The organism is Janthinobacterium sp. BCJ23, assembly GCF_059617945.1.
In genome coordinates this window covers 518819-544523 of record NZ_JCAQAW010000003.1, presented here as the reverse complement: position 1 = coordinate 544523, position 25705 = coordinate 518819, and the positions used below count along the sequence as shown (strand labels likewise).

The window sequence follows — 25705 nt, the reverse complement described above, 5'->3', positions numbered from 1 at the left end:
TGACGATGGATGCATTGCGTATCAATGGCGAACGATTGTGGGCGGCCCTGATGGAGCTGGCGCAGATTGGCGCGACAGCGAAGGGCGGCGTCAAGCGCCTGGCCCTGACGGACCTGGACAAGCAGGGACGCGACCTCGTGGTGGGCTGGGGGCGCGAAGCGGGCATGAGCATCACGATCGACCAGATCGGTAATGTCTTCATGCGCCGTGACGGCGTAGATAACACCTTGCCGCCCGTGATGACGGGCAGCCATATCGACACGCAACCGACTGGCGGCAAGTTCGATGGCAACTACGGCGTGCTGGCCGGACTGGAAGTGGTGCGCACACTGAACGATCTGAAGATCAAGACGCAGGCGCCCATCGAAGTGGCCTTCTGGACCAACGAGGAAGGCTCGCGTTTCGTGCCCGTGATGATGGGTTCCGGCGTATTTTGCGGCGCCTTTTCGCTCGAAACGGCGTATGCAGCGAAAGACACGGAAGGCAAAACCGTGGGCGAGGAACTGGCGCGCATCGGATACAAGGGCGAGCAGGTGCCGGGCGACCATCCGATAGGCGCCTACTTTGAAACGCATATCGAACAGGGCCCCGTGCTGGAAGATGCCGATAAAGTCATCGGCGTCGTGCCTGCCGTGATGGGCCTGTCGTGGTACGACTGTGTGGTGACGGGCATGGAAGCGCATGCGGGTCCCACCCCCATGGGCTTGCGCAAGGATGCGCTGCAGGTGGCCACCACCATCATGCAGGAAGTGGTGGCGATTGCCAACCGCTACCCGCCGTACGGGCGCGGCACGGTGGGCATGGTGCAGGTGTTCCCGAACAGCCGCAACGTGATTCCCGGCGAGGTCAAATTCAGCATCGACCTGCGCAATGTGAACGACGAACTGCTCAACACCATGCATGGCGAGATCACGGCCTTCATCGACGCCACGCGCGACAGGACGGGCATGGGCATTTCACTGGAAAGGGTATCCTACTACCCGCCATGCCCGTTCCACCCCGACTGCGTGGGCGCCGTGCGCAACGCCACGGAAAAACTCGGCTACTCCGTGATGGACGTGGTGTCTGGCGCCGGCCACGACGCCATCTACGCGGCCCGGCTGGCGCCGGCCGGCATGATCTTCGTGCCATGCAAGGACGGCATCAGCCACAATGAAATCGAAGACGCCAAGCCCGAGCACCTGGAAGCGGGCTGCAACGTGCTGCTGCACGCGATGCTGGAGCGGGCCGTGGCGGTGTAACCTTATGGCTTCGGCTGGAAGCCGCGCAAAAACGCCAGCAGCGCGCGCGCCGCGATGTCGGCGTCGTCGGCCGTCATGGTTTCCAGCGGGTTGTGGCTGATGCCGCCATTGCCGCAACGGGTAAACAGCATGGCCACGTCGGTGATGGCGGCCATGGCCATGGCGTCGTGGCCGGCGCCCGACAGCAATGCGTATGGTTCGATGCCCACCGATTCCACGGCTTGCGCCAGCTGCGCCATCAGCCACGGTGCGCACGGCGCCGCACGCGCCGACAGCAGCAGTTCCAGCTGGTAGTCGATCTGGCGCCGCGCGCAGATGGCGGCGATGCCATCGAGAATATCGTCGACGGCGCTCTGGCGCACGGCATCAACGGCTGCGCGGATATCGAGCGACAGGGTGCAGGCGCCGGCGATCACGTTGACGGAGCCGTTGGGCACGTGCAGCTGGCCCACGGTGCCCACCAGCGCTTCCCCCTGGCTGCAGCGCTGTTCCACCAGCAGGATGATTTCGGCGGCAGCACTGGCCGCGTCCTTGCGCATGGTCATGGGCGTGGTGCCCGCGTGGCTGGCCACGCCGCCAAGATTGACCAGGTAGCGCGAGCTGCCGGCAATCGCCGTGACGATCCCCAGCGGCAGGTCGCGCTCGAGCAGCACGGGACCCTGTTCGATATGCACTTCCACATAGCCGAGCAAGCTGGCGGGATCGCGCGCGATGGCGCCGATGGCGCCCGCTTCGTGGCCGGCGGCGGCCAGTGCGTCGCGCATGCTCACGCCGTCCGCGTCTAACTGCTCCAGCAGCGACACGTCGAACTTGCCAGTGATGGCCGTGCTGCCCAAGAACGTGCTCTTGAAGCGCACGCCTTCTTCTTCGGCGAAGCCGACGACCTCGAAATGGAACGGCAGCTTTTCGCCCCGTTCATGCAGATGGCGCACGACGGCAATCGGCAGTACGATGCCCAGCCGGCCGTCGTACTTGCCGCCATTGCGCACCGTGTCGTAGTGCGATCCCGTCATCAGGGTTTTTGCATCGGGCGTGTCGGACAGATAGCGGCCGACCACATTGCCGACGGCGTCGATGTGTACCTGCATGCCCGCGTCCCGCATCCAGTCGGCCAGCTGCGCGGCCGTTTTCTGGTGCGCCGGCGTCAGGTACGCGCAGGTCAGGTTGTAATCGCTGTCGCTCCAGCCGGCCAGGGTTTCCGCCTGCTGCATGATGGCCGGGCCGAACTCCAGGCGCACGTCGAACAGCTCGTTCAGCCGCAGCTCGGCGATGCGCTTGATTTGCCGCAGCGATTCGGCCAGTTCATCGGCGTGGCGGTTTTTCAGGCGCCGCGCAAACGTGGCGATGATGTCCTGGCGCGTCAAGCCTTCGCCCGTCGGGCCCTTGACGGCCAGGATGAAGGGAAAGCCGAACTTGGCGTTGTAGTCGCTATTGAGGCGCTGCAGGGTGGAAAATTCCTCGGCGCTGCACAGGTTCAGGCCGGACTTGGCCTGTTCGCGCGTCGATTCCGCCGTCAGCTGCCCGGCGATGGCGGCCTTGCCGGCCAGCTCAGGGTGGGCGCGGATCAGCCCCAGCTGCTCTTCGGGCGAGGCTTGCGCCAGCACGCGCTGCAGTTCCGTCTTGAGTGCCGTCAGGCTGGCAAACGGCCGGGCGGCGGCCGCGCGCTGGGCGATCCAGGGCGAATGTTCGTAGATGCCGTGCAGCCGTACGATAAAGTCTGCCGGGCTGCCGGCGTTCAGGTCTGAAAGGGTGGTCATGGTTTTCCGATCATGCAAGCGGTGATGATAGCGCCCCGTTCTGCGTCCATTATATGCGCGCGCTGATAGCGGCTATCGCTGCACCAGCGCCTTGGCGGCCGCGCTGACCTGGTCGCGCAGCCATTTGTGCTCGGGCGCCTGGTGCACGCGCTGGTGCCACAGCTGGTAAAAGCGCATCGGCGGAAATTTCAGGGGCACGGTGTACGTTTTCAGCGGCAGGGTCTTTTCATAGAAGCGCATGAATTGCCGGCCCGTGGTCAGCACGAGATCCGTCTGCGTCAGCATGTAGGGAATCAGGCCGAAGTACGCCGACTCCACCACCACGTTGCGCTGCAGATTTTGCCGTTCGAGGAAGGAATCGATCACGCCGTGGTAGCCGGGCATCATCTGCGACGGCGCCACGTGGGGCAGGCTCAGATAATCGTCGAGGGTCATCGCATCGCTGGCCGTGCGCCGCGCGTAGGCGTTTTCCGCATGCATGGCGCAGATGATGGGGTCTTCGAACAGCTTCGAGATGTGCAGGTGCGCGGGCGGTTCATCCCAGTTGGCGATCACCAGGTCCAGGCCACCATCGGACAGCTGGCGGATATGGTCGATGCCCGGCCCCAGGCTATGCAGCACGACGCGGCTTTTCGGCGAGCCGCGGCGCAGCAAGGCCACCACGTTGGGCAGGAACTGGCTGTCCAGGTAGTCGGGCGCGGCGATATGGAAGGTGCGCGCCTCTTCCTGCGCCACGAACGGCGTCTTCTTGACGAACAGGCTTTCCGTCTGGTCGAGGATGCGCTTGGCCGGATTGAGCAGGCTTTCGCCATGCTGGGTCGGCACCATGCCGCGCGCGCCGCGCACCAGCAGCGGGTCGCCCGTCAATTCTCTAAGCTTGCGCAGGGAGGCGGAAATCGAAGGCTGCGGCTGGTTGAGCTTCAATGCCACGCGCGAGACATTCTTTTCCACCAGCAGCAGGTAAAGGATGCGGATCAGGTGCAGGTCGAGGTGTTGCGGCAGGCTGGACATGTGGCGGCGCCTCTGTTGTATATCGATTTGAATATGTTAAATATACGATATATTTCATGTGATGGGCGGTAAATCCGTTTATCTTGTGTAGATTGGCACGAATATTGGTTCGGTCTGACTAGAGGAAATTTATGGAAGTATTCGCCTACCTGATCCCGTACGGCCTTGAGTGGCTGAACTTGATCGTCCGCTGGCTGCACGTCATCACGGGCATCGCCTGGATCGGTGCTTCCTTTTATTTCGTCTGGCTCGACAACTCGATCCGCCCGCCCGCGCGCGGCTCCGAGCTGGCGAAGAAGGGCGTGTCGGGAGAATTGTGGGCCGTGCATGGCGGCGGCTTCTACAACCCGCAAAAATACCTGGTGGCGCCCGCCGAACTGCCGAAGGAACTGCACTGGTTCAAGTGGGAAGCGTATTCCACGTGGCTGTCCGGTTTTGCGCTGCTGACGATTGCCTACTACTTCAATGCGCAGGCCATGATGATCGACAAGGCCGTGGCGGACATATCCAGCGGGCAGGCCGTCGGCATCGGCATCGCCACCCTCGTCATCGGCTGGACCGTGTACGACCTGCTGTGCCGTTCCCCGCTGGCCAAACATGAACTGTGGTTCGGCGTGACCGTGTTCGCGCTGATCGTCGGCGCCGCCTACGTGCTCACGCATTTGCTCAGCGGGCGCGCCGCCTACATCCACGTGGGCGCCATGATCGGCACCATCATGGTGGCCAATGTGCTGATGCTGATCATTCCCGGCCAACGCAAGATGGTCGAGGCCATGGCGGCCGGCAAGCTGCCCGACCCGAAGCATGGCTTGAAGGCCAAGCAGCGCAGCGTGCATAACAATTATTTCACGTTGCCCGTGCTGTTCATCATGATCAGCAACCACTACGCGATGACTTACCGGAACGACCACGCGTGGCTGGTGCTGGCGCTGATCATGGCGGCCGGCGTCTTCATCCGCCACTTCTTCAACCTGCGCCACAAGGGACGTGTCGAGTGGCGTTATCCGGCTCTCGGCGTGGCGTTGCTCCTGGCTGTTGCCGTCGCCATCGCACCGAAGGCGCCAGCGCCGGTAGCTGCCGTGGCCGCAGTGGACCCGTCCGCGCAGTTCAAGGCCGTGCATGCCATCATCGCCCAGCGCTGTGCCACCTGCCATTCGGCCCAGCCCACGCAGGCCGGCTTTGCCACGGCGCCGGCCGGCATGATGTTCGATAATGAAATGGAAATACGCCAGCACGCGGCGCAAATCTACAAGCAGGCCATCGAGCTGAAAGCCATGCCGATCGGGAACCTGACCAATATGACGGAGGCCGAGCGCAGCGAGCTTGGCGCCTGGCTGCAACAGACCATGCAAGGAGCAAAATGACTACGCACGCAGAAAAAATCACGGCCTGGATCGACGAACACTTCGATGAGGAAGTCGAATTTTTACAGAAGGTGGTGCAGCAGCCGACGGATACGCCGCCCGGCAATAACGCGCCCCATGCGGACCTGGTGGCGCAGCTGCTGCAGGCGTATGGCTGGAACGCGGAAAAGCACGCCGTGCCGGCGGACCAGGTGGAAGCGTATGGCATGCAGAGCATCACCAACCTGATCGTGCGCCGGCCCTATGCGGCGGGCGGTCCGACCGTGGCCTTGAATGCGCATGGCGACGTGGTGCCGCCCGGCGACAACTGGACGTATCCGCCGTACGGCGGGCAGATCGACGGCGGCTATATCTATGGCCGCGCGACGGCCGTGTCGAAAGGCGATTTCGCCACCTATGTGTTTGCCGCGCGCGCGCTCGAAGCGTTGGGTATTCCGCTCAAAGGCCAACTGGAACTGCATTTTACGTACGACGAGGAATTCGGCGGCTTGCTGGGGCCGGGCTGGCTGCTGGAACAGCAGCTGACGAAGCCCGATTTCGTCATCGCCGCCGGTTTCAGCTACGGCATCGTCACGGCGCACAACGCCTGCCTGCAGCTGGAAATCACCGTGCACGGCAAGTCGGGCCACGGCTCCATGCCGGAGACGGGACACGATGCGCTGCAGGCGGCGAACAAGATCCTCAATGCCATCTATGGCCAGCTGCCGGAGCTGAAAAAGATCAAGTCCAAAGTGGCGGGCATCGACTCGCCCACCATGCTCGTGGGCCGTATCGATGGCGGCACGAACACCAATGTGGTGCCAGGCAAGGTGGTCATGAAGATGGACCGCCGCATGATCCCGGAAGAAGACCCGGTGGCGGTGGAAGCGCAGGTGCGCGCGCTGATCGAGGACGCCGTACGCGGCGAGCCGGGCATCCGTATCGAGATCCGCCGCCTGCTGCTGTCGCACGCGCTGCGGCCCTTGCCCGGTTCCGAACAGCTGGTCGGCAGCCTGCAGAAAAACGCGCAAGCGATTCTGGGCGAGACCATTCCCGCCGTCGGCACGCCCCTGTATGCGGATGCGCGTCTGTATGGCGAGCGTGGCATTCCTGCCGTGCTGTATGGCGCCGGCCCGCGCACGGTGCCAGAGTCGAACGCGAAGAAGGCCGACGAGCGCCTGGCGCTCGACGATTTGCGCAAGGCGAGCAAGATCGTGGCCCTGACCTTGCTGGACTTCCTGGGCGAGAAATAGGGCGGGTGCTTTGGCTTACAATGGGGCGGACACTCAACCTGTGAAGAAGAGCCCCCATTGAATACCCGTTTTCTCGAAGCGTTTGTCTGGGCCGCGCGGCTGGGCAGCTTTCGCACGGCGGCCGATAAGCTGCACATCACGCAGGCGGCCATCTCGAACCGCATCGCGTCGCTGGAGCAGGATTTCGGCACGCGTTTGTTCGACCGCGACGCGCGTGAAATCCGCCTGACCTTTGCCGGGCGCAATCTGCTCGTGTACGCCGAACGCATGCTGGAACTGTGCCGCGACATGTATGCGGCCAATTCCTCGCCCGCGCTGATCACGGGCGAGGTGCGCATCGGCGTCATCGAAACCATCGTGCATACTTGGCTGATCCCGTTCCTGCAGCGCGTGCAGGAGCGCTATCCGGGCATCGAGATTCAGCTGACGTCGGAATCGACGCGGCGCCTGCACGAACAGCTGCAGCAGGGCGAACTCGATATCGCGCTGCAGACGGACATGCTGACGGGCGACCATATCCGCAGCACGGGCAGCGGCGCCATCGCCATGGGCTGGGCCGGCAGGGCCGCCGACTGGCCCGATACGGGCGTGCCGTTCACGGTGGCGCAACTGGCGCAGCATCCGATCATCACCATGAACCGCGGCTCGCAGCCGCATTCGGCCTTGAAAGCGCTGTGCCAGGACGAGGGTGTGCAGCTGGGAAGAGTCCACTGCGTCAGCTCGATCTCCGCCATCGTGCGCCTGGTCAAAGCGGGCTTCGGCATCGCCGTGCTGCCGCTGGCGCCCCTGCGCGAGGAAATCGAGCAGGGCCACATCGCCCTGATTCCCTGCACCAGCAGCCTGGCGCCGCAGCGCATCGTCATCAGCTACAGCGAAGACATCACCACGGAAGCGATCCAGCTGGTGGCCATGCTGGCGTGCGAGGAGGCGGCACGGTTTAGCGTGGGGCTTGCGGAGGAGTACGGAGCTTGACGCTGTGGCGTAGGTCGGACTAGCGCCCAAGCGCGTAATCCGACAACATTGTTGGCCCCACCCACAAGAAAAACTTATCAGTCGCGTTCAGAATAACCCGTTTGCCAAGTGATGGCGTGCCACCTATTCTGGGTTGGCACACCACCCATAACGCAGAACGGAACCATCATGACGACGTCCCCCACCTTGCCAGGCATCCTGTTTGTCTGGACCAGCGCCGACCCCGAACACGAACGCGATTTCAACCGCTGGTACGATCGCGAACACGTGGAAGAGCGCGTGCGCATTCCCGGCTTCGTCAGCGGCACGCGCTACCAGAGCGTGCGCGGCCCGCGCAAATACCTGGGCCTGTACCGCACCGTGTCGCTGGGCGCCTTCCAGACGCCCGACTACTTCAAGGCTTTCGGCCAGCAGACGCCATGGTCGCTGACGAACTTGCAGCGCATGGTCGACCCGATGCGCCGTGTATGTGCCATTGAGGCGGAAACGGGCATGGGCACGGGCGCCTGGCTGGCCGTGCTGCGCCTGGGCGCGCCCGCCATCGGCCAGGATGCGCAAGCCGTGGACGCCATGACCACGCTGGGAACGAAGCTGCTGCAGATCGACGGCGTCATCGCCACGCGCCTGCTGACACCGGACGCGAATCTGTCCGGCCCCTTGCCGGCGGAACGGACGGAGGGCCGCGTGCTCGACCCGATTTTCCTGATCGACGCGTCGTCCGAAAGCGCCGCCATGGCGGCCGCCAATGCCGCCAGCGCGGCGCTGGGACTCGATGCGGAACAGGCGGCCATCCTGCAGTTGTCCTGGCAATTGCGCGAGGCGGACCTGCACGCGGCCTGACACGGCCGCGCGCATCTTGCCGGCACCGATAACACGAGACACGGGCCACGGCGCAGGGCAAAGCATCCTGCGCCGGGCCTGCAATAAAACTGACGAGAGAGGTAGGCTATGACCACATATACGAACGCTGCGCATCCGGCAGCCCAGGCACCGGGCGAGAAGGCCACGACGGCCAAGACGGGCCGCCTGGCCACGGCCAGCATGGTCGGAACGACCCTGGAATGGTATGACTTCACCGTCTACAACACCATGGCCGCGCTGATCTTCAATCATCTGTTCTTTCCCTCGTTCGACCCGCTGACGGGCACCATCCTGGCCTTTTCCACGTATGCGGTCGGCTACATCTCGCGCCCCATCGGCGGCGTGATCTTCGGCCATCTGGGCGACAAGCTGGGACGGCGCTGGGTGCTGGTGGTGACCCTGATGCTGATGGGCGTGACGACGGGCCTGATGGGCCTCTTGCCGACGTACGCGACGGCCGGCATCTGGAGCCCCATCCTGCTGGTGGCACTGCGTTTCGTGCAAGGTATCGCTTTGGGCGGCGAATGGGCGGGCGCCGTGCTGATCTCCGTCGAACACGGGGCGCCGGACAAGCGGGGACGCAACGCCTCGTGGACGCAGGTGGGACCATCGTTCGGCACCTTGCTGGCGACCGGCTGCATCGGCCTGATCACGTACCTGCTGCCGCATGAAGCATTCATGGACTGGGGCTGGCGCATGCCGTTCATCGCCAGCCTGCTGCTGGTGGCGTTCGGCATGTGGATACGCAGCGGCATCGAGGAAACCCCGCTGTTCAAGGAACTCGACCAGCAGGATGCGAAGGCGGAAGCGCCGATTGGCGACGTGCTGCGCGTGTACTGGCGCCGTCTGCTGATCGCCGGCGGCGTACGTATCGGCTCGGACGTGCTGTATGCGCTGGTGGTGGTGTTCACCCTGACGTATGTGACCACGGTGCTGCACTTGTCGTCGACCCTGGCGCTGACGGCCATCATGGTCGGCACGGCGTGCAATGCGCTGGCGGTGCCCGTGTTTGGCGCGCTGTCGGACAAGATTGGCCGCCGCCCCGTGTATGCGCTGGGCGCCATCCTGGGCCTCGTGTGGGCGTTTGCCTTCTTTACCTTGTTGGACACGGCCAGCCCGGCCGCCATCGTCACGGCCGTCGTCGTGGGCCTGGTCATCCACGCCATCATGTACGGCCCGCAAGCGGCCTTCGTCATCGAGCAGTTCCCCACCAAGGTGCGCTATGCGGGTTCCTCGCTGGCCTACACCCTGGCCGGCGTCATCGGCGGCGGCTTCGCCCCGCTCGTCATCGCCAGCCTGTATCGCTCGTACAACAGCACCGTGGCCGTCTCGCTGTACGTGGCGGCGGCCTTGCTGATCACCGGCGCCGCCGTCTTTGCGGCGCGCGAAACGGGCCGCGGCCCTCTTGAGGAATAACATCATGACGACATTGCGTTTTCAACTGGCTGGCCACGGCCCCGTCACCTTCGACATCGATCACCTGATCATTGCCGGCTGGACGGGCCGCGACATGGCGATGGTGGAACACCATATCGCCGAACTGGAAGCCATCGGCGTGGCGCGCCCGAAAAGCGTGCCGACGTTTTACAGGGTTTCGGCGGCATTGCTATCGAGCGACGCGGCCATCGAAGTGCCGGGCAGCGATTCGTCCGGCGAAGCGGAATTCGTGCTGTTTTCCACGGAATACGGCCTGCTGGTGGGTATCGGTTCCGACCACACGGACCGCAAGGTGGAAAGCTATGGCGTGACGGTGTCGAAGCAGATGTGCGGCAAGCCCGTGGGCGCCACCTTGTGGCGCTATGCCGACGTGGCCGGCCACTGGGACCAGCTGCAGATGCGCTCCTGGCGCGAACGGGCCGGCGTACCGGCCCTGTACCAGGACGGTCCCGTGACGCGCATGCTGTCGCCGGAAGACCTGATTCAGCGCTACACGGGGCAAACGACTCTGCCCGTGGGCAGCGCCATGTTTTGCGGCACGCAACCGATCATCGGCGAGATGGGCCATGGCGACGCGTTCGCGCTGGAGCTGTATGATCCAGCCTTGCAGCGCCGCCTGCAGCACCGCTATGCCGTGCAAACCCTGCCCGTGGAAGGATAAAACAATGACCAAGACCATCCGAGAACTGGCCGCCGACCTGGCCGCCGGCCGCATCACCAGCGTGGCGCTGACAAAGCAGATGCTGGCGCGCGCCGAGGCGCACCGGGCGCAGGGCGGCCATGCCTATGTCAGCCTCGATGGCGAACAGGCGCTGATGGAGGCGCGGGCCAGCGATGCGGCGCGCGCCGCCGGCATCGTTGCCTCGCCACTGGCAGGCGTGCCCATCTCGATCAAGGACCTGTTCGACGTCAAGGGGCAAACCAGCAGCGCCGCCTCGCTGGCGCTGGCCGATGCACCGCCTGCCGAGGCAGACGCGGGCGCCGTGGCGCGCCTGCGCGCGGCCGGCGCCGTCCTGCTGGGCCGCACCAACATGAGCGAATTCGCGTTTTCCGGCCTGGGCTTGAATCCCCATTACGGCACGCCGCGCAATCCGCTGGACGGCGAGCGCGTGGCGGGCGGTTCCACCTCGGGCGGCGCCGTGACGGTGGCGCTGGACATGGCGGCCGGCGCGCTGGGCACAGACACGGGCGGCTCGATCCGCATCCCGTCCACTTTTTGCGGCTTGACCGGTTTCAAGCCGACGGCCGCTTCCGTGCCGCTGGCCGGCACGGTGCCCCTGTCGCGTTCCCTCGATTCGGCCGGCCCCATCGCTCGCAGCGTCGACTGCTGCGCCATCCTGTACGCGGCCTTGTCGGGCCATGACATCGGCGCGCAGGCGCCGGCATTGAAAGGCTTGCGTTTCGGTTTTACCCTTGACTACGTCGGCACGCACGTGGAGCCGCAGGTGCAGCAGGCTTTCGATGCGGCGCTGGACCAGCTGCGGCAAGCGGGCGCCTTCGTGGAGCAGTTCGATTTCCCCGAATTGCTGGAACTGCCGGGTATCAATGGCGGCGGCGGGCTGGTGGCGGCGGAAGCCTGGCACTGGCACAGGGAGCTGCTGGAAGAGAAGGGCGCGCAGTACGACCAGCGCGTGGCGGCGCGCATCCGCCGCGGCCAGCAGCAGGGTGCAGCGGACTACATCGATTTACTTGATGCGCGCGCGCGCCTGATCGCCATCGCGGAGCAGCGCCTGGCGCCATACGACGCCTGGCTGATGCCCAGCGTAGCCATCGTCGCGCCGCAGGTCGCGCCATTGGAATCGGATGACGCCACCTTCTTTGCCACGAATGGGCTGGTGCTGCGCAACGCCAGCGTGATCAACTTCCTCGACGGCTGCGCGCTGTCCTTGCCGTGCCATGCGGACGGCGAACTGCCCGTGGGGCTGGGCATCTGCGGCCTGGCCGGCGCGGACGATCAAGTGCTGCAAATCGGCCGCGCCGTGGAGACGCTGCTGCGGGGGCGTGCAAAAGAATAGTGCCGTAGTGCAGGAAAATGCCAACTATGTAATATGATGGCTGGCATTGACATGGGATAGTCGCGCTTCGGGCGCTGGCAAACTTCACACTGTGCACCGATACGACCTGATTAGCTGTCATGACTGCGGCGTGCTGTACCGCAAACGTCCGCTGCGTCCACGCGAAAAGGCGCGCTGCATCCGTTGCCGCTCGGTGCTGTACCGGGGCGCGCACGCGCGCGGCGCATCGGCCGAATTGACCAAGGTGGTGGCGCTGACCCTGGGCGCCGCATTCGTCTTCCTGATCGCCCAGTTTTTCCCCATCGTCGAACTCGACGTCAATGGCCTGACCTCCAGCGCCACCTTGCTCGGTTCCATCCGCGTGCTGTGGTCCGAGCAGATGCACATCGTGGCGACGATGGTCTTCCTGTTTACCATCCTCTTTCCCGCCATTGAACTCGGTTCCCTGCTGTATGTGGCGCTGGGCTTGCGCGGCGGCGTCAAGGTGCCGGGCTTTAATCGCGTGCTGCGCGCCGTGCAGACAGCGCGTGAATGGGGCATGACGGAGGTGCTGATGATCGGCATCCTGATCACCGTCGTCAAGATGACCAGCCTGGCCACGGTGCTGCCGCAACCTGGCTTGTTCGCGTTTGGCGCGCTGACCCTGATGCTGGCCATCGTCGTCTCGTTCGACCCCAAGGCCCTGTGGAACCTGGGCGACGACCTGACCCGCCAGGCGCTGCCCGGCATCCGCTACAAGGCTTTCGCGCCGGAGGAGAAGGTGCTGCCCTGCCATGCCTGCGGCCTGGTGGCGCCGCCTCTGGGCAAGGGCAGGCACCTGGCGTGCGTGCGCTGCGGCACGGCCCTGCATGTGCGCAAACCGGACAGCATCAACCGCACCTGGGCCTTGCTGATCGCCGCCATGATCCTCTACATTCCCGCCAACCTGCTGCCCGTGATGGTGACGCAATCGCTGTTCGGCGCGCAGGACGACACCATCATGAGCGGCGTGGTGCTGTTCTGGACCAGCGGCTCGAAGGGCCTGGCCATCATCATTTTCATCGCCAGCGTGGTCGTGCCGATGCTGAAACTGGGCGTGCTGGCGCTGCTGGCGTTCACGGCGCAGCGGCGTTCGCGCTGGCGGCCGCGCCAGCGCACCATTTTGTACCGCATGGTCGAATTCATCGGCCGCTGGTCCATGCTCGACATCTTTGTCGTCACCCTGACGGTGGCGCTGGTGCGCTTCAAGTCGCTGGCCGTGATCACGGCCGGACCCGGCGCGCTGGCCTTTGGCGCCGTGGTGGTGCTGACCATGTTGGCGGCGATGCAGTTCGACCCGCGCCTGATCTGGGACCCCGTCGATGACAAGGCGGCCGAGGATGAAAAACGCAGCAGTGCGGCAAATACCGGAAACAATACAGTGATTGGAGAACAGCATGGCTGACAAAGAAACGGGCGACCTTGCCGAAACCGGCGCGCGGCCTCTGCCCGAACCCGATGTGGACCCGGCCAGCCGCTGGCTGCCGTCGCTGGTGTGGCTCATTCCGCTGCTGGCCGCGCTGATCGGCGCCGGCCTGGCCGCCAAGTCCATCCTCGATCAGGGACCCACGGTGACGGTCAGCTTCAAGAGCGCCGAAGGCCTGGAGCCGGGCAAGACCAAGGTCAAGTACAAGGATGTCGATATCGGCCAGGTGCGCGCCATCACCCTGGGCGACGACTTGAGCAAGGTGCTCGTGACGATCGACATGAGCAAGGAAGCGCGCCGCTTCGCCACCGCCGATTCGCGCTTCTGGGTGGTGCGCCCGCAGATCGGTGCCAGCGGCGTGACGGGGCTGGGCACCTTGCTGTCGGGCGCCTACATCGGCGTCGACACGGGCAAGTCGGAAGCCAAAAAGGAGAACTTCATCGGCATGGAGAGCCCGCCCGCCGTGGCGGGAGACCAGAAGGGCAAGCTGTACACCTTGCATGCGGCCAGCCTCGGCTCCGTCGACGTGGGCTCGCCCCTGTTCTTCCATCGCCTGCGCGTGGGCAAGGTGGTCAGCTTCGCGCTGGACAAGGATGGCAATGGCATTACCATGTCGGTTTTCGTCAATGCGCCGTACGACCAGTTTGTCGGCAAGGATGCGCGCTGGTGGCATGCCAGCGGCGTCGATGTGCGCCTCGATTCGAACGGTTTCAAACTGAATACGCAATCGCTGGCGGCCATGCTGGTGGGCGGCATCGCCTTCGAGGCGGAAAATGGCCGCAAACCCGTGGAACCGGCGCCGGCCGGCACCAACTACCGCCTGGCAGCCGACGAGGCCAGCGCCATGCGCGAGCCCGATGGCGAGGCGATCACCACCGTGTTCTATTTCGACCAGTCCCTGCGCGGCTTGCAGCCTGGCGCCACGGTGGACTTCCGCGGCATTGTGCTGGGCGAGGTGCGTTCGGTGGGCATCGAATTCGACCCCGTGAAGAAGAACTTCCGCATGCCCGTCACCGTCAACCTGTACCCGGCCCGCCTGGGCATGCGCTTCAAGGCCGCCGTCGACGATGAGGAAGGCTCGGCCGGTCACCAGCTGCTCGAACGCATGGTCAGCCGGGGCTTGCGCGCCCAGCTACGCACGGGCAACCTGCTGACCAGCCAGCTGTACATTGCGCTCGACTTCTTCCCGAAAGCGCCGAAGGTGGCGCTCGATCCGAACAGGTACCCGCTGGAAGTACCGACCGTGCCGAATACCCTCGATGAACTGCAGACGCAGATCGCCAGCATCGCCCGCAAGCTCGATCAGGTGCCGTACGCGGAGATCGGCAATAACCTGAACGCCACCATCAAGCAGGCCAATACCCTGTTCAAGCAGCTCGATGGCCAGGTGGTGCCGGAAATGCGCGACACCCTGACGGCGGCGAAACAGACTTTTGGTTCGGCCGAACAGGTGCTGCAAAAGGATTCGCCGCTGCAGTCGGACGTGCGCCAGGCCTTGCAGCAATTGACGCAAACCCTGCAATCGCTCAATGCCCTGTCGGATTACCTGGAACGTCATCCCGAGTCCCTGATCCGCGGTAAAAAAGGAGATGAAAAAAAATGATGAAACCGATTTTTTCCGCGCTGCTGGCGGCTAGCCTGCTGAGCGCCTGCTCCACGCCCCAGCCCGAGCATTTCTATACGCTGAGCGGCGGCGCCGACGCGCAGCGGGCCAAGCCCGTCAAATATTATGTCGAGGTGCTGGCCGTCAGCGTGCCGCAGCAGGTGAGCCGTAACCAGTTTGTTGTGACGGCGCCGTCGGGCCGCATCGAATTGCTGGAGCAGCAGCGCTGGGCGGGGCCGCTGGCCGGCGAGATCGGCCAGGCCCTGTCGACGGCCGTGACGAACGACCTGGGCGCCATCGACGTGTTCCGCACGCCATACCCGGACAAGCTGCCCGTGTACCGCATCAGCACCAATGTGCAGCGTTTCGAGTCGGTGATGGGACAGTATGCGCTGATCGACGCTGTGTGGAGCGTGCGCCAGCTGGCCAGCAACAAGGTGGTGACGTGCCGTACGATCGCCAATGAAAAAGTGGGCGCCGGCTACGATGAACTGGTGCTCGGTCACCGCCGCGCCGTGAACCGCATCGCCGCCGATACGGCAAGTGTCGTGCGCGCTTTTGACAGCGGAAACGCCGCCTGCCCGGCCGCCTGAGCCGCTTTCCGCTACCCAGTCCCGGCGGCCGCTGGTAAAATGCGGCCATGGGAATGACCTTGTTCACGCGCCGCTTCGCCGCCTGGATCGCCTGTTTCGCGATCCTGCTGGCGGCGCTCGCGCCATCGATTTCCCAGGCCGTCGCCAGCGCCAAGCAGGAATCCGGCTCCGGTTGGGCGGAAATCTGCTCGGTGGCCGGCATCCGTTTTGTCCAGCTTGTGCAGGCCGGTGACGGCGCCGCCGATGAAAAGTCCGGCGGCAAGGTCATGCAGATGGAGCATTGCGCCTTCTGTTCCACGCATGCGGGCTCCGTCGGCCTGCCGCCGACCAGCCCCGTGCTGCCGCTGCTTGTGGCCAGCGGCACGGCCATTTTCCCGTCCCTGTACTACCAGTCACCCGCACCGCTGTTCATCTGGTCCACGGCGCAATCGCGCGCGCCGCCCGCTCTCGCCTGAGTTTTTGCATTTTCAATGCTGGCGCCGTCCACCTTGGCGTGTGACGCGCCGCATCCGCACACTTAGACGAGAATCACATGAACAAGAAATTATTGGTGCTGGCCGCGGCCATCACCGTGGCTTACCCGTGCGCGCAGGCGCAGCAACCTGACCAAATTGATCACGCCATCGACACCGTCGTCGTTTCCGGCTCGCGCGCGCAATCGTGGCTGTCCGAAACGCCGCAGGCCATCGGCGTCGTCAATGCCAAAACGCTGGAACGCGACAAGCCCAAGACCATGGGCGATATCCTCAATCGCATCGCCGGCGTGTACTGGAATGACCTGGGCAACGAACAGCACAGCATGAGCATCCGCCAGCCCATCGGCACCAATGCCGTCTACCAGTACCTGGAAGACGGCATTCCCATCCGTCCGCTGGGCGTCTTCAACCACAATTCTCTCAACGAGATGAACATAGCGGGAGCCAGCGGCGTGGAGGTGGTGAAGGGCGCCGCTTCCTCGCTGTACGGCAGCAATGCCGTCGGCGGCGCCGTCAACTTCCTCACGGCCGGCGCCAGCGCGACACCGACGGCAAGCGTGGGCCTGCGGCGCGATAACGTGGGCGGCTACACGCGCTACGACACGGCCGCCAGCGATACCTGGGGTCCGCTGGGACTGCGTTTTTCCCATTACAGTTCGCGCCGTTCGCGCGACAACTGGCAAGAGTACAGCTATGGCGACAAGGATTCGTTCTCGCTGCGCGCCGACTATGCGCTCAGTCCCACGTCGCAGCTGCGCGCCACGATCGTCCACACGGATCTCGATGCGGCCATGACGGGCAGCCTGTTCGAGAACGATTATCACAACAATCCTGGCAAGAGCCTGAATACGTTCACCTACCGTAAGGACAAGACCACGCGCATGAATCTGGCGTGGGAAGGGCAGACGACGGCCAATGGCACGAGCACCATCACGGTGTTTACGCGCAAGAACGACCATGGACAGCTTCCCGCGTACTCCATCGGCAGTTGCGTCGGCATGCTGTGCAAGGGCGTCATCAACAACAACCACGTCGATTCACTGGGGCTGGACGTGAAGCACCAGCAGGAATTCGCCTGGCTGCGTTCGCGCCTGATCGCCGGCGTGTATGTCGACAAGAGCGACAATCCCTTTGTCAGCGATAACCTGTCCATCGTGCGCGATGCGGCCACGGGCCGCTACCTGCGCTACTCGCTGGCCAATGCGTCCAATCCGCAGGGCGTGCGCGACTACCAGACGGACATCCTCAACACGGCCGTCTTCGCGCAATGGGAGTTCTCTCCGCTGCCTGGCACGCGCGTGGTGCTGGGCGGCCGTTCGGACGCCATCCGCTACGACTACCATAACAGGCTGGCGCCGGGCGGCAGCGTCAGTTACGGCGCGCCCGACGAGTCGCGCAGCTTTTCGCATGTGAGCCCGAAGCTGGGCGCCACCTACGCCATCGGCCATGCGGGCAGCGCGTATGCAAACGTCAGCCAGGGCTTCACGCCGCCCGAAGTGAGCCAGCTGTATGGCAAGACGGGCATCGCCAACTTGCAGCCGTCCGTCTACAACAACTATGAACTGGGCTTGCGCTGGGCTTTTTTGCAGGGGCGTTTGAAACTCGATACGGCCCTGTACCGGCTCGACGGGCGCGACACCATCGTCAGCTATACCGTGTCACCGGGGAATAGCGAAAACCGCAATGCGGGGCGCACGCGCAGCGAGGGGCTGGAGCTGGGCCTGACCTACGACAGCGGCCCGTTCGACGCGCGCTTCGCCACGGCCATTGCGCGCCACCGCTACCTGCGCTACCAGGTGTCCTCCAGCCTCGATTACAGCGGCCGCACCATGCCGCAGGCGCCGCGCGACATCACCTCGTTCGAGGTCGGCTACAAGCCTGTGGCGGGCGCGCGTATCGCGCTCGAAGCCGTGCACCAGGGCCGCTACTGGATGAACAACGCCAACACGGTGGAGTACAAGGGCCATGCGCTGCTGAATCTGCGCGCCAATTATCAGCTCGCGCGCGGGCTGGAAGCGTGGGCGCAGGTGCGCAATCTGATGGATAAGCGCTACGCCGATTCGGCCAGCAGCAGTTACGCGGGCACGGGTAGCTACGCGGCCAACACGCAGAACCAGTACACGCCCGGTGCGCCGCGCAGCGTGATGCTGGGCCTGTCCTATACCTATAGCGCACTGTGAGGGCGGCCATGGACGATTTCACCTTTCTCATCGCGCGCCGCAAAAGCCTGTACTGGCGCATCCACTTCTGGGCCGCGCTGATCGCCTCGCCGTTTGCCCTCGTAGCTACGTTGACGGGCATTTTGTACGTGTTCACGCCGCAGATCGAGGCAAGGCTGTACCAGCACCTCGATCATGTGGCGCCGCAAGCGTCCATGCTGCCGCTGGACGCCGCCGTGGCGGCAGCGGAGCGGGCCGCGCCGCGTGGCTGGACGGTGCAGCACGTGGTGCCGCCGTTTCAGCACGACGATGCGGTGCAGGTGGCGTTCGCGCCGCCCGGCGGCGCGCACGATGAACATGCTGGACATGGGATGCCGGTGAAAGCCAGGCCGAAGTTCGGCCTGCCCGCGCAAGCCATCGTCATGTATGTGAACCCCTATGATGCGCGCGTGCTGGGCAGCCTGGCCAGCAGCGAGCGTTTCGGCAACTGGGCCAAGAAACTGCATTCGCGTTTGCTGCAGAATGATGGCTGGCGCTGGATGATCGAGCTGGCCGCCAGCTGGCTGATGGTGATGCTGGTGACGGGCGTGGTGCTGTGGTGGCCGCGCGGCGCGCAATCAGGCTTGCCGAAGCGGGGCGCGCAGGGCCGCAATGGCTGGCGCCAGTGGCATGCGTTTCTCGGCGTGGCGCTCGGTATCGTCAGCTTCGTGATCCTGACGACCGGGCTGACGTGGAGCCAGCAGGCAGGCGGGCGTATCCGCGCGCTGCGCGACGTCAGCGGCCAGGCGTCGCCGCCCGCGCCGCGCGGCTTGCATTCGCGCGAGGAGGGCGCGCCGCTCGACTGGCAGGATGCGTGGCAAGTGGCGCGCAGCCATGCGCCGGCCATCGCCGTGCAGCTGACGGCGCCGGCCAGCCAGGACGATGTGTGGCGCGCCACGATGGCCGACCGCAGCCAGCCCACCTTGCGCTTCGACCTGCAATTCGATGCCTACAGCGGCAAGCCTTTGTACTATGCGGGCTGGGAGGCGCAGACGGCGTTCGGCAAGGCCACCGCCATCGGCATTCCATTTCACCGCGGCGAATTCGGCTGGTGGAACCAGGCCTTGCTGCTGCTCTTTGGCGCCAGCGTGCTGTTCTCGCTGGTGTCGGGCTGGGTGATGTTTTTCAAGCGACGCTTGCCAGGCTCGCTGGGCTTGCCCAAGCTGCTGCCGGGCGCCTGGACGTCGCCTTCCATGCTGGCCTGGCTGGCGGCGGCCGCCATGTGTGCGCTGATGCCGCTGCTGCTCGTTTCCGGCGGCATGCTGTTGCTGCTGGAGCTGGTCCTGGCGAAATGCGGTGCGCGTATCGGCAGGATGCGACTGCGCTAGAATAAGGGGTGCGGCCAGGCTCGTTGCCATGGGCCGCCCCCTTGTAACGGCTGAACATGGTATTCATCGACTTTCCCGCCTTGTCCGCACTGGCCGCCGCGTCGGCGCTGGTGACAAAAAAATGCAGCTGCTGCGCCGTCCCGCTCGACGCTTGGCAGCGCCTGCCTACCTCGCTGGAGCTGGACCGCTTTGAAGAAGTCGGCACCCTGCGCGAGGACCCGTACGAGGAGCCGACGTTTGCCGAGTACCACCCGCACGGCACGCGCTACGACAGCATCGATGCACCCATCGCGCCGCGCTACTATCCGGCGAACCTGAGCCAAGTGGCCCGCTGCATGAACTGCGGCCGCCACTACCTGCGCTACAACGAGGCGGGCGGCTATTTCACGGAACTGCGCATCCGCGCGCTGCGCCCGGAATTGCTGGCCGACGCCGCGTAGTCATAGCTACAGGCTTTCCTTGACGTGCGCGATGCCGTGTTCATCGTAGATCGAGTACACGGCGGCGAGGATGTTTTCCAACTCGGGCGAGCGGTCCCTATGCCGCATGCTGAATAAGATGGGCGAGAACGCATGCTTGTCGTCGAGCTTGCGGTACACGACATTCCGGTGATGCATGGCTTGCACGCTTTCGGGCACGATGGAAATGCCCTGGCCGGCCGCCACCAGTCCCATGGAAATCTGCAGCTCGCGCACTTCCGTCACGGGGCCCGGCGTGACATTGCCTTCGCTGAACATGGCCAGCACCTGGTCGGCAAAGCTGGGGCGGGGCGCTTTCGGGTACACGAGCAGGGTTTCGTGGGTCAGGTCCGTCAGGCGCAATCCGCCTTCGCCCTTGGCCAGGCGGTGGCCGGGTGGCAGGGCCACCACCAGCCGCTCCTCGCGCAGCAGGATGCGGCGGATGCTGGGGTCTTCGCTTTTCAATCGCCCGAAACCCACGTCGATGCGGCCTTCCTTCAGGGCTTTCAGCTGCTGCACCGTCGTCATTTCATGCAGGGTCACGTCGACCTCGGGATGGCGCTCGCAAAAACGGTGCACGATGTCGGGCAATTCTCCATACAGCGTCGAGGCGACAAAGCCGATCGACAGCGTGCGTTCCAGCTTGCCCACGCGCTGCGTCATCGCCTGCAGGTCGCGCACCTGGTCGAGCAGGGGCCGCGCATGGGCGAGGAAAAACTCGCCCGCTTCCGTCAGCCGCAGCGGCCGCGACCCTTTTTCGATCAGTGCCACGCCCAGGGTTTCTTCCAGTTGCTGCATCTGCCGGCTCAACGGCGGCTGCGCGATGTGCAGGCGCGCGGCGGCCCGCGTGAAGTTCCTTTCCTCCGCGACCGCAACGAAGTAGCGCAAGTGCCGTAATTCCATCTTCATACCTTTCAGGTATAGGTTTGATACCAACTCGGTGTTGGACGTGGGGAGATTCGGGGAATATGGTGTCACCACTCCACAGAATTATACGGAATAAATATGATTCAAAATATCGAGACCTACCTGGTCGATGTGCCTACCATCCGCCCGCACCGCATGTCGGTCGCCACCATGAATACGCAAACCCTGGTGCTGGTGCGGCTGCGCTGCGCCGATGGCATCACGGGCTGGGGCGAAGCGACCACCATCGGCGGCTTGGGCTACGGCGGCGAAAGCCCGGAAAGCATCAAGACGAATATCGATACCTATATCGCGCCGCTGCTGGTCGGCATGGAAGCGAGTGCAGTGGCCAAGGCCATGGCCAAGGTGCGCAAGGTCATCCAGGGCAATCGCTTTGCCAAGTGCGCGATTGAGACGGCCCTGCTGGACGCCCAGGCGCGCCGCCTGGGCGTGCCGCTGTCAGAATTGCTGGGCGGCCGCGTGCGCGATGCGCTGCCCGTGGCCTGGGTGCTGGCCAGCGGCGACACGGCGCGCGATATCGCCGAAGGGGAAAAAATGCTGGAACTGCGCCGCCACCGCATCTTCAAGCTGAAGATCGGCTTGCGCGACGTGATGGATGACGTGGCCCACGTGCTGGAGATCAAGCGGGCGCTGGGCGAACGGGCCAGCGTGCGCGTCGACGTCAACCAGGCCTGGAGCGAGACGGACGCCGTGCGCGGCATCGCCGCGCTGGAAGCGGGCGGCGTCGACCTGATCGAGCAGCCCGTCAAGGCCGGCAACCGCGCCGCGCTGGCGCGCCTGAAGCAGCGCTTCGACGTGGCCATCATGGCCGACGAAGCCTTGCACGGTCCTGCCGATGCGCTGGCGCTGGCGCAGGCCGATGCGGCCGACGTGTATGCCGTAAAAATCACCCAGTCGGGCGGCTTGCTGCCGGCACTGGAAGTGGCCACCGTGGCGCGCTTGGCGGGCGTGGGCCTGTACGGCGGCACGATGCTTGAAGGCGGCGTCGGCACGGCCGCCACAGCCCACGTGTGTTCCACGTTTGCGGAACTGGCCTGGGGCACGGAACTGTTCGGGCCTTTGCTGCTGACGCAGGAAGTCTTGCGCGAGCCGCTCGTCTACCGCGACTTCATGCTGCAAGTGCCGACAGGTCCGGGCCTGGGCGTCGAGATCGATATGGACAAGCTGCGCGTCATGCAGCGTCAATAAGGAGAAACCATGTTATTCCATGTAAGCATGAACGTGAACCTGCCCTTGAGCATGCCCGCCGAGCAGGCGGCGCAGCTGAAGCAAACGGAAAAGGAACTGGCGCAACGCCTGCAGCACGAGGGCAAGTGGCGTCACCTGTGGCGCATCGCCGGCCAGTACGCGAACGTCAGCGTCTTCGACGTGGATAGCGTGGACGAGCTGCATAATTTGCTGACCTCCCTGCCGCTGTTTCCCTACATGCAGATCGATGTGATGCCGCTGTGCCGCCATCCCTCGTCGGTGCGCGACGACGATTCCTGAGGAGACATGCCATGACGCAGATAGGCAATGACACTGTCGGGCAGACGTGCGACGTGGACGGTATTCGCCTGCATTACCGCACGGATGGCAAGTGCGGCAAGCCTTGCCTGGTCCTGTCGAATTCCCTCGGCACCGACCTGTCCATGTGGGATGCGCAGGCGGCCGCGCTGGCCGGCGACTTTTTCGTCGTGCGCTACGATACGCGCGGCCATGGCCAGTCGGCCAGCGGCGATGCGCCGTTCGGCATCGACCGGCTGGGACTGGACGTGGTGGCGCTGCTCGACCACCTCGATATCGAACGCGCCGCCTTCTGCGGCATTTCCATGGGCGGCTTGACGGGCCAGTGGCTGGGCATACACCAGCCGCGGCGTTTGACGAAGCTCGTGCTGGCGAATACGGCGGCGCGTATCGGCGGCGCCGCGCCATGGCAGCTGCGGGCGGAGCAAGTGCGCCGCGACGGCATGGCCGCGGTGGCCGAGAGCGCCGCCACGCGCTGGTTCACGCCGCAGTTTATCGAACGCGAAGCGGACACGGTGGCGCGCCTGGCCGGCATTTTGCGCAGCCAGGATGCGGACGGTTACGCCGCCTGTTGCGATGTGCTGGCCCAGACGGACTTGCACGACGCCGTGGGCACGATCGCCGTGCCGACCCTGATCATCGCGGGCGAGCACGATCCCGTGACCACCATCGACGACGGGCGCTGGCTGCAGCAGCAGATCGCGGGCGGCCGTCTGGCAAGCCTGCCCGCTTCGCACATCTCGAACATCGAGGCGGCGGATTTGTTTACAGAGCAGTTGCGGACTTTTTTATTGTGAGGCTTGCTGTACCGTATCGGTACGGCGGGAATGTGGTTTTCCCCTGAGCACCGCCGCCGGCTGGTCCGGCATGCGGCAGGGGAAGCTTTCTTGAAAAATAATAATAAGAAAAGCAGACTTGGAGTAGACGGATGGAAAACAGATTGATCATTATCGCTGCGGTCACGGTGGGCTATTTCGCCCTCATGTCGTACATTACCTATAGCGTGCGCAAGCATGCGAACAGCGCCGAGGGCATGACGGCGGGTGGGCGCAACTATCCCGCTTTCCTGATCGGCGCCTTGCTGCTGTCGGAATTCATCGGCAGTTCCGTCAGCATCGGCACGGCCCAGAAGGGCTATGAACTGGGCATTTCCGCCGCCTGGAATCTGGTGGCGTTGTCGCTGGGCTTTTTCCTGCTGGCCATCGTGCTGGTCAAAAAATACAAGGAAAGCGGGCAGTCGACGATTTCCGGCATCCTCGCGCAAACGTATGGCGAGCCCGTGCGCTATGCGGCGTCCATCCTCACCATCGTCGCGCTGAGCATCGTTGCCGTGGCCCTGTACGCGAGCGGCGGCGCCGTGCTGGCGGCCGTGCTGCACATCAACAAGACGGTCGCCATCTTGCTGGTGGGCGCCATCACCGTGATCTATGTCAGCCTGGGCGGCATGCGCTCGGTCGTGTACACGAATTTCGCCCACTCCATCGTCAAATACCTGGGCGTGATCCTGGCGCTCGCGTATGCGCTGGAAGCAACGGGCGGCATCGGCGCGCTGCAGGCGCAGCTGCCGGCCAAGATGTTCAACTGGGTCGAGATCGGCTGGGGCCAGATCATCGCCTGGATGATCGGCGGCATCGGTTCCATTTTCGCCACGCAATACGTGATCCAGGCGCTGGTCAGCACGGACAACCCGGCCGTGGCCAAGCGCGCCTGCTATTACGTGTCGTCGCTGATGATCCCGTTCGGCCTGATGGCGGCCTTGATCGGCATGTGCAGCGCCGTGCTGTATCCGGGCATGAAGTCGATCGACGCGTTCCCGACCATGATCGCCCACATGCCGGCGTTTTCCGCTAGCATCATGATCGTCGGCCTGGCCGGCGCCCTGTTCGGCGGCATTTCCGCCACCACCCTGGCATCGGCCACACTGGCCATGAAGGATTTTTATGATCCCTGGTACAACAAGGCGAAGAACGACGCGAAATCGCTGATGTTCCTGCGCATCGCCATCGTCGTGGCCGGCCTGCTGCCGCTGGTGCTGGCGCTGTATGCGGAAAAACTGCTGATGATCGCCTTCCTCGGCAAGGCCCTGCGCGCCACCCTCGCCGTGCTGGTGCTGATGGCCTTCTATGCGCCGAAATTCGGCACGCCGCGCGGCGCCTTTGTCGGCGTGATCGTCTCGGTGATCGCCACCATTGGCTGGTTCCTGGCGGGCAATCCGTACGGCGTGGACAGTTCCTACCTGGCGCTGGCTGGTCCGTTGCTGACCATGGGTATCAGCCATCTGTTTAAGCCGGCGCAGCCGGTGGGTACCGCGCCCGCCGTGAAATAAGCTCAGGCCGGTGCGGCCTTCAGCCAGCGCATCAGGCGCGGCTGGAGGTAGGGCAGGAACACAAGGAAACACAGGCCCACACACAGGTTGAAAATCAGGTGGGCGGCCGCTACGGCCGTGCCGGCCAGAGGCAGCAAAGCGTCCGACAGGGCGGGGATGAAAGGGAAGAAGGCCAGCGCGCCAGCCAGGTTGAACAGGAAGTTGGCCTTGGCCGTGGCTTGCGCGTTGGCGCTCATCTGCAGGCTCGACAGCAGCGCCGTCGAGGTGGAGCCGACATTCGCGCCCACCACGATGGCGATGGCCGCCTCGGCCGGGATCAGCTGGTGCTGCGTCAGCACGATGGCCAGGCCGGTGGAGACGCTGCTCGATTGCACCAGCGCCGTAAATAGCGCACCCATCAGCAAGGCGATCCACGGTTCGCGTGCCTGCGCCAGGGTGTCGACGAACCACGGCTGCGCCTGCAGCGGCTTGAGTTCGCCCGAGATAAGGTCGAGGGCGAAGAAGATCAAGCCAAAGTAAAACGCCGCCTTGCCCAGCGCCTGTATCTTGCTGGGCAGGCTGGAGACGAGGGCGCCGGCGATGATGAACAGGGGGCCGATGCCCGTTAGCTTCATCGACACCAGCCAGGCCGTGGCCGTCGTGCCGACATTCGCCCCCAGGAGGATTGCCAGGCTGCCCGCAAAGCTAATCACCTGCGCATCGACGAGGGCGACGGCCAGCGCCGTCGTGGCGCTGCTCGACTGCACCAGCGCTGTGGCGATGGCGCCGACGAGAAAGCCATACCAGCGGTTGGTGGTGACCCTGGCCAGCCAGGCTTGCATGCCCGCGCCGCCCATCGCTTGCAGTTCACGGCTGAAAGCTTGCAAGCTGTACAAGAACAGCACCACGGCCGAGACGGCCGCGATCAATACCTGGAAATGATTCATGGAGCGGTGCGAGTGAGCGTCGGGGAAGAG

Annotated in this window: 23 protein-coding genes; 19 read left to right on the top strand and 4 right to left on the bottom strand. The window is 64.6% G+C overall.

Translation table 11 applies throughout. From position 1 onward, the window contains the following. Window positions 1–5 precede the first annotated feature (5 nt). The gene (locus tag AC54AG_RS14005) at window positions 6–1241 is read left to right on the top strand and encodes a Zn-dependent hydrolase (protein WP_496630683.1); all 1236 of its coding nucleotides are present in this window, start codon (window positions 6–8) and stop codon (window positions 1239–1241) included. Window positions 1242–1243: 2 nt separating this feature from the next. On the opposite strand, the gene AC54AG_RS14000 is transcribed toward AC54AG_RS14005, so the two are convergent. Together AC54AG_RS14000 and AC54AG_RS13995 are read right to left on the bottom strand one after the other, a co-directional pair. Continuing rightward, the gene (locus AC54AG_RS14000; RefSeq protein WP_496630681.1) at window positions 1244–2998 is read right to left on the bottom strand and encodes an allantoate amidohydrolase; all 1755 of its coding nucleotides are present in this window, start codon (window positions 2996–2998) and stop codon (window positions 1244–1246) included. A gap of 72 nt (window positions 2999–3070) precedes the next feature. Continuing rightward, on the bottom strand, window positions 3071–4009 hold the full coding sequence (locus tag AC54AG_RS13995; RefSeq protein WP_034754583.1) for a LysR family transcriptional regulator: 939 nt from the start codon (window positions 4007–4009) through the stop codon (window positions 3071–3073). Window positions 4010–4140: 131 nt separating this feature from the next. Between AC54AG_RS13995 and AC54AG_RS13990 the strand changes: the two genes are divergently transcribed. The 14 genes from AC54AG_RS13990 (at window position 4141) to AC54AG_RS13925 (ending at window position 19972) form a co-directional block, all read left to right on the top strand. Beyond that, entirely contained in the window at window positions 4141–5373 is a 1233-nt protein-coding gene (locus tag AC54AG_RS13990) for a urate hydroxylase PuuD (RefSeq protein WP_496630680.1), read from the top strand. After that, window positions 5370–6605 (top strand): M20/M25/M40 family metallo-hydrolase, encoded by a 1236-nt coding sequence (locus AC54AG_RS13985; protein ID WP_072454251.1) that lies wholly within the window; start codon window positions 5370–5372, stop codon window positions 6603–6605. Before AC54AG_RS13990 ends, AC54AG_RS13985 begins: the two co-directional genes overlap by 4 nt. Window positions 6606–6662: 57 nt before the next feature. Next, the gene (locus AC54AG_RS13980) at window positions 6663–7577 is read left to right on the top strand and encodes a LysR family transcriptional regulator (protein ID WP_070303404.1); all 915 of its coding nucleotides are present in this window, start codon (window positions 6663–6665) and stop codon (window positions 7575–7577) included. Window positions 7578–7745: 168 nt separating this feature from the next. Beyond that, on the top strand, window positions 7746–8417 hold the full coding sequence (locus AC54AG_RS13975; protein ID WP_496630678.1) for a hypothetical protein: 672 nt from the start codon (window positions 7746–7748) through the stop codon (window positions 8415–8417). 108 nt (window positions 8418–8525) lie between these two features. After that, entirely contained in the window at window positions 8526–9854 is a 1329-nt protein-coding gene (locus AC54AG_RS13970) for an MFS transporter (protein ID WP_139090127.1), read from the top strand. Window positions 9855–9858: 4 nt separating this feature from the next. Beyond that, window positions 9859–10536, top strand: coding sequence for a DUF2848 domain-containing protein (locus tag AC54AG_RS13965; protein WP_496630677.1), 678 nt, complete (start codon window positions 9859–9861; stop codon window positions 10534–10536). 4 nt (window positions 10537–10540) lie between these two features. Continuing rightward, complete coding sequence (locus tag AC54AG_RS13960) at window positions 10541–11890, top strand: amidase (RefSeq protein ID WP_496630676.1); 1350 nt, start codon at window positions 10541–10543, stop codon at window positions 11888–11890. A 130-nt stretch (window positions 11891–12020) separates the two neighbouring features. Further along, window positions 12021–13313 carry a paraquat-inducible protein A gene (locus AC54AG_RS13955; protein WP_496630675.1) on the top strand — a complete coding sequence of 431 codons (1293 nt, stop codon included), beginning with the start codon at window positions 12021–12023 and terminating at the stop codon, window positions 13311–13313. Beyond that, window positions 13306–14937, top strand: coding sequence for a PqiB family protein (locus AC54AG_RS13950; protein ID WP_496630673.1), 1632 nt, complete (start codon window positions 13306–13308; stop codon window positions 14935–14937). Before AC54AG_RS13955 ends, AC54AG_RS13950 begins: the two co-directional genes overlap by 8 nt. Continuing rightward, window positions 14934–15530, top strand: a complete 597-nt coding sequence (locus tag AC54AG_RS13945; protein WP_496630672.1) for a PqiC family protein — start codon at window positions 14934–14936, stop codon at window positions 15528–15530. The genes AC54AG_RS13950 and AC54AG_RS13945 overlap by 4 nt, the downstream gene beginning before the upstream one ends. Before the next feature lie 47 nt (window positions 15531–15577). Further along, window positions 15578–15985: a DUF2946 domain-containing protein gene (locus AC54AG_RS13940; protein ID WP_496630670.1), complete on the top strand. Its 408-nt coding sequence runs from the start codon at window positions 15578–15580 to the stop codon at window positions 15983–15985. Window positions 15986–16062: 77 nt separating this feature from the next. Beyond that, window positions 16063–18186 carry a TonB-dependent receptor family protein gene (locus tag AC54AG_RS13935; RefSeq protein ID WP_496630669.1) on the top strand — a complete coding sequence of 708 codons (2124 nt, stop codon included), beginning with the start codon at window positions 16063–16065 and terminating at the stop codon, window positions 18184–18186. Between the two features lie 8 nt (window positions 18187–18194). Continuing rightward, window positions 18195–19532 (top strand): PepSY-associated TM helix domain-containing protein, encoded by a 1338-nt coding sequence (locus AC54AG_RS13930; protein WP_496630668.1) that lies wholly within the window; start codon window positions 18195–18197, stop codon window positions 19530–19532. A gap of 56 nt (window positions 19533–19588) precedes the next feature. Beyond that, entirely contained in the window at window positions 19589–19972 is a 384-nt protein-coding gene (locus tag AC54AG_RS13925; RefSeq protein WP_496630667.1) for a hypothetical protein, read from the top strand. 6 nt (window positions 19973–19978) lie between these two features. Here the strand turns inward: AC54AG_RS13925 and AC54AG_RS13920 are convergent, their stop codons facing one another. Further along, window positions 19979–20893, bottom strand: coding sequence for a LysR family transcriptional regulator (locus AC54AG_RS13920; RefSeq protein WP_034754711.1), 915 nt, complete (start codon window positions 20891–20893; stop codon window positions 19979–19981). Between the two features lie 102 nt (window positions 20894–20995). Between AC54AG_RS13920 and AC54AG_RS13915 the strand changes: the two genes are divergently transcribed. The 4 genes from AC54AG_RS13915 (at window position 20996) to AC54AG_RS13900 (ending at window position 24749) form a co-directional block, all read left to right on the top strand. Beyond that, window positions 20996–22105 carry a muconate/chloromuconate family cycloisomerase gene (locus AC54AG_RS13915; RefSeq protein ID WP_319992342.1) on the top strand — a complete coding sequence of 370 codons (1110 nt, stop codon included), beginning with the start codon at window positions 20996–20998 and terminating at the stop codon, window positions 22103–22105. Between the two features lie 9 nt (window positions 22106–22114). Next, the gene (gene catC, locus AC54AG_RS13910; protein WP_496630666.1) at window positions 22115–22405 is read left to right on the top strand and encodes a muconolactone Delta-isomerase; all 291 of its coding nucleotides are present in this window, start codon (window positions 22115–22117) and stop codon (window positions 22403–22405) included. An 11-nt stretch (window positions 22406–22416) separates the two neighbouring features. Continuing rightward, a complete protein-coding gene (gene pcaD, locus AC54AG_RS13905; protein ID WP_496630665.1) occupies window positions 22417–23220 on the top strand; it encodes a 3-oxoadipate enol-lactonase in 804 nt (267 codons plus the stop codon). Between the two features lie 143 nt (window positions 23221–23363). Next, window positions 23364–24749, top strand: a complete 1386-nt coding sequence (locus AC54AG_RS13900; RefSeq protein ID WP_496630664.1) for a sodium:solute symporter family protein — start codon at window positions 23364–23366, stop codon at window positions 24747–24749. 2 nt (window positions 24750–24751) lie between these two features. Here the strand turns inward: AC54AG_RS13900 and AC54AG_RS13895 are convergent, their stop codons facing one another. Then, the gene (locus tag AC54AG_RS13895; protein ID WP_496630663.1) at window positions 24752–25675 is read right to left on the bottom strand and encodes a Na/Pi cotransporter family protein; all 924 of its coding nucleotides are present in this window, start codon (window positions 25673–25675) and stop codon (window positions 24752–24754) included. Window positions 25676–25705: the final 30 nt, after the last annotated feature.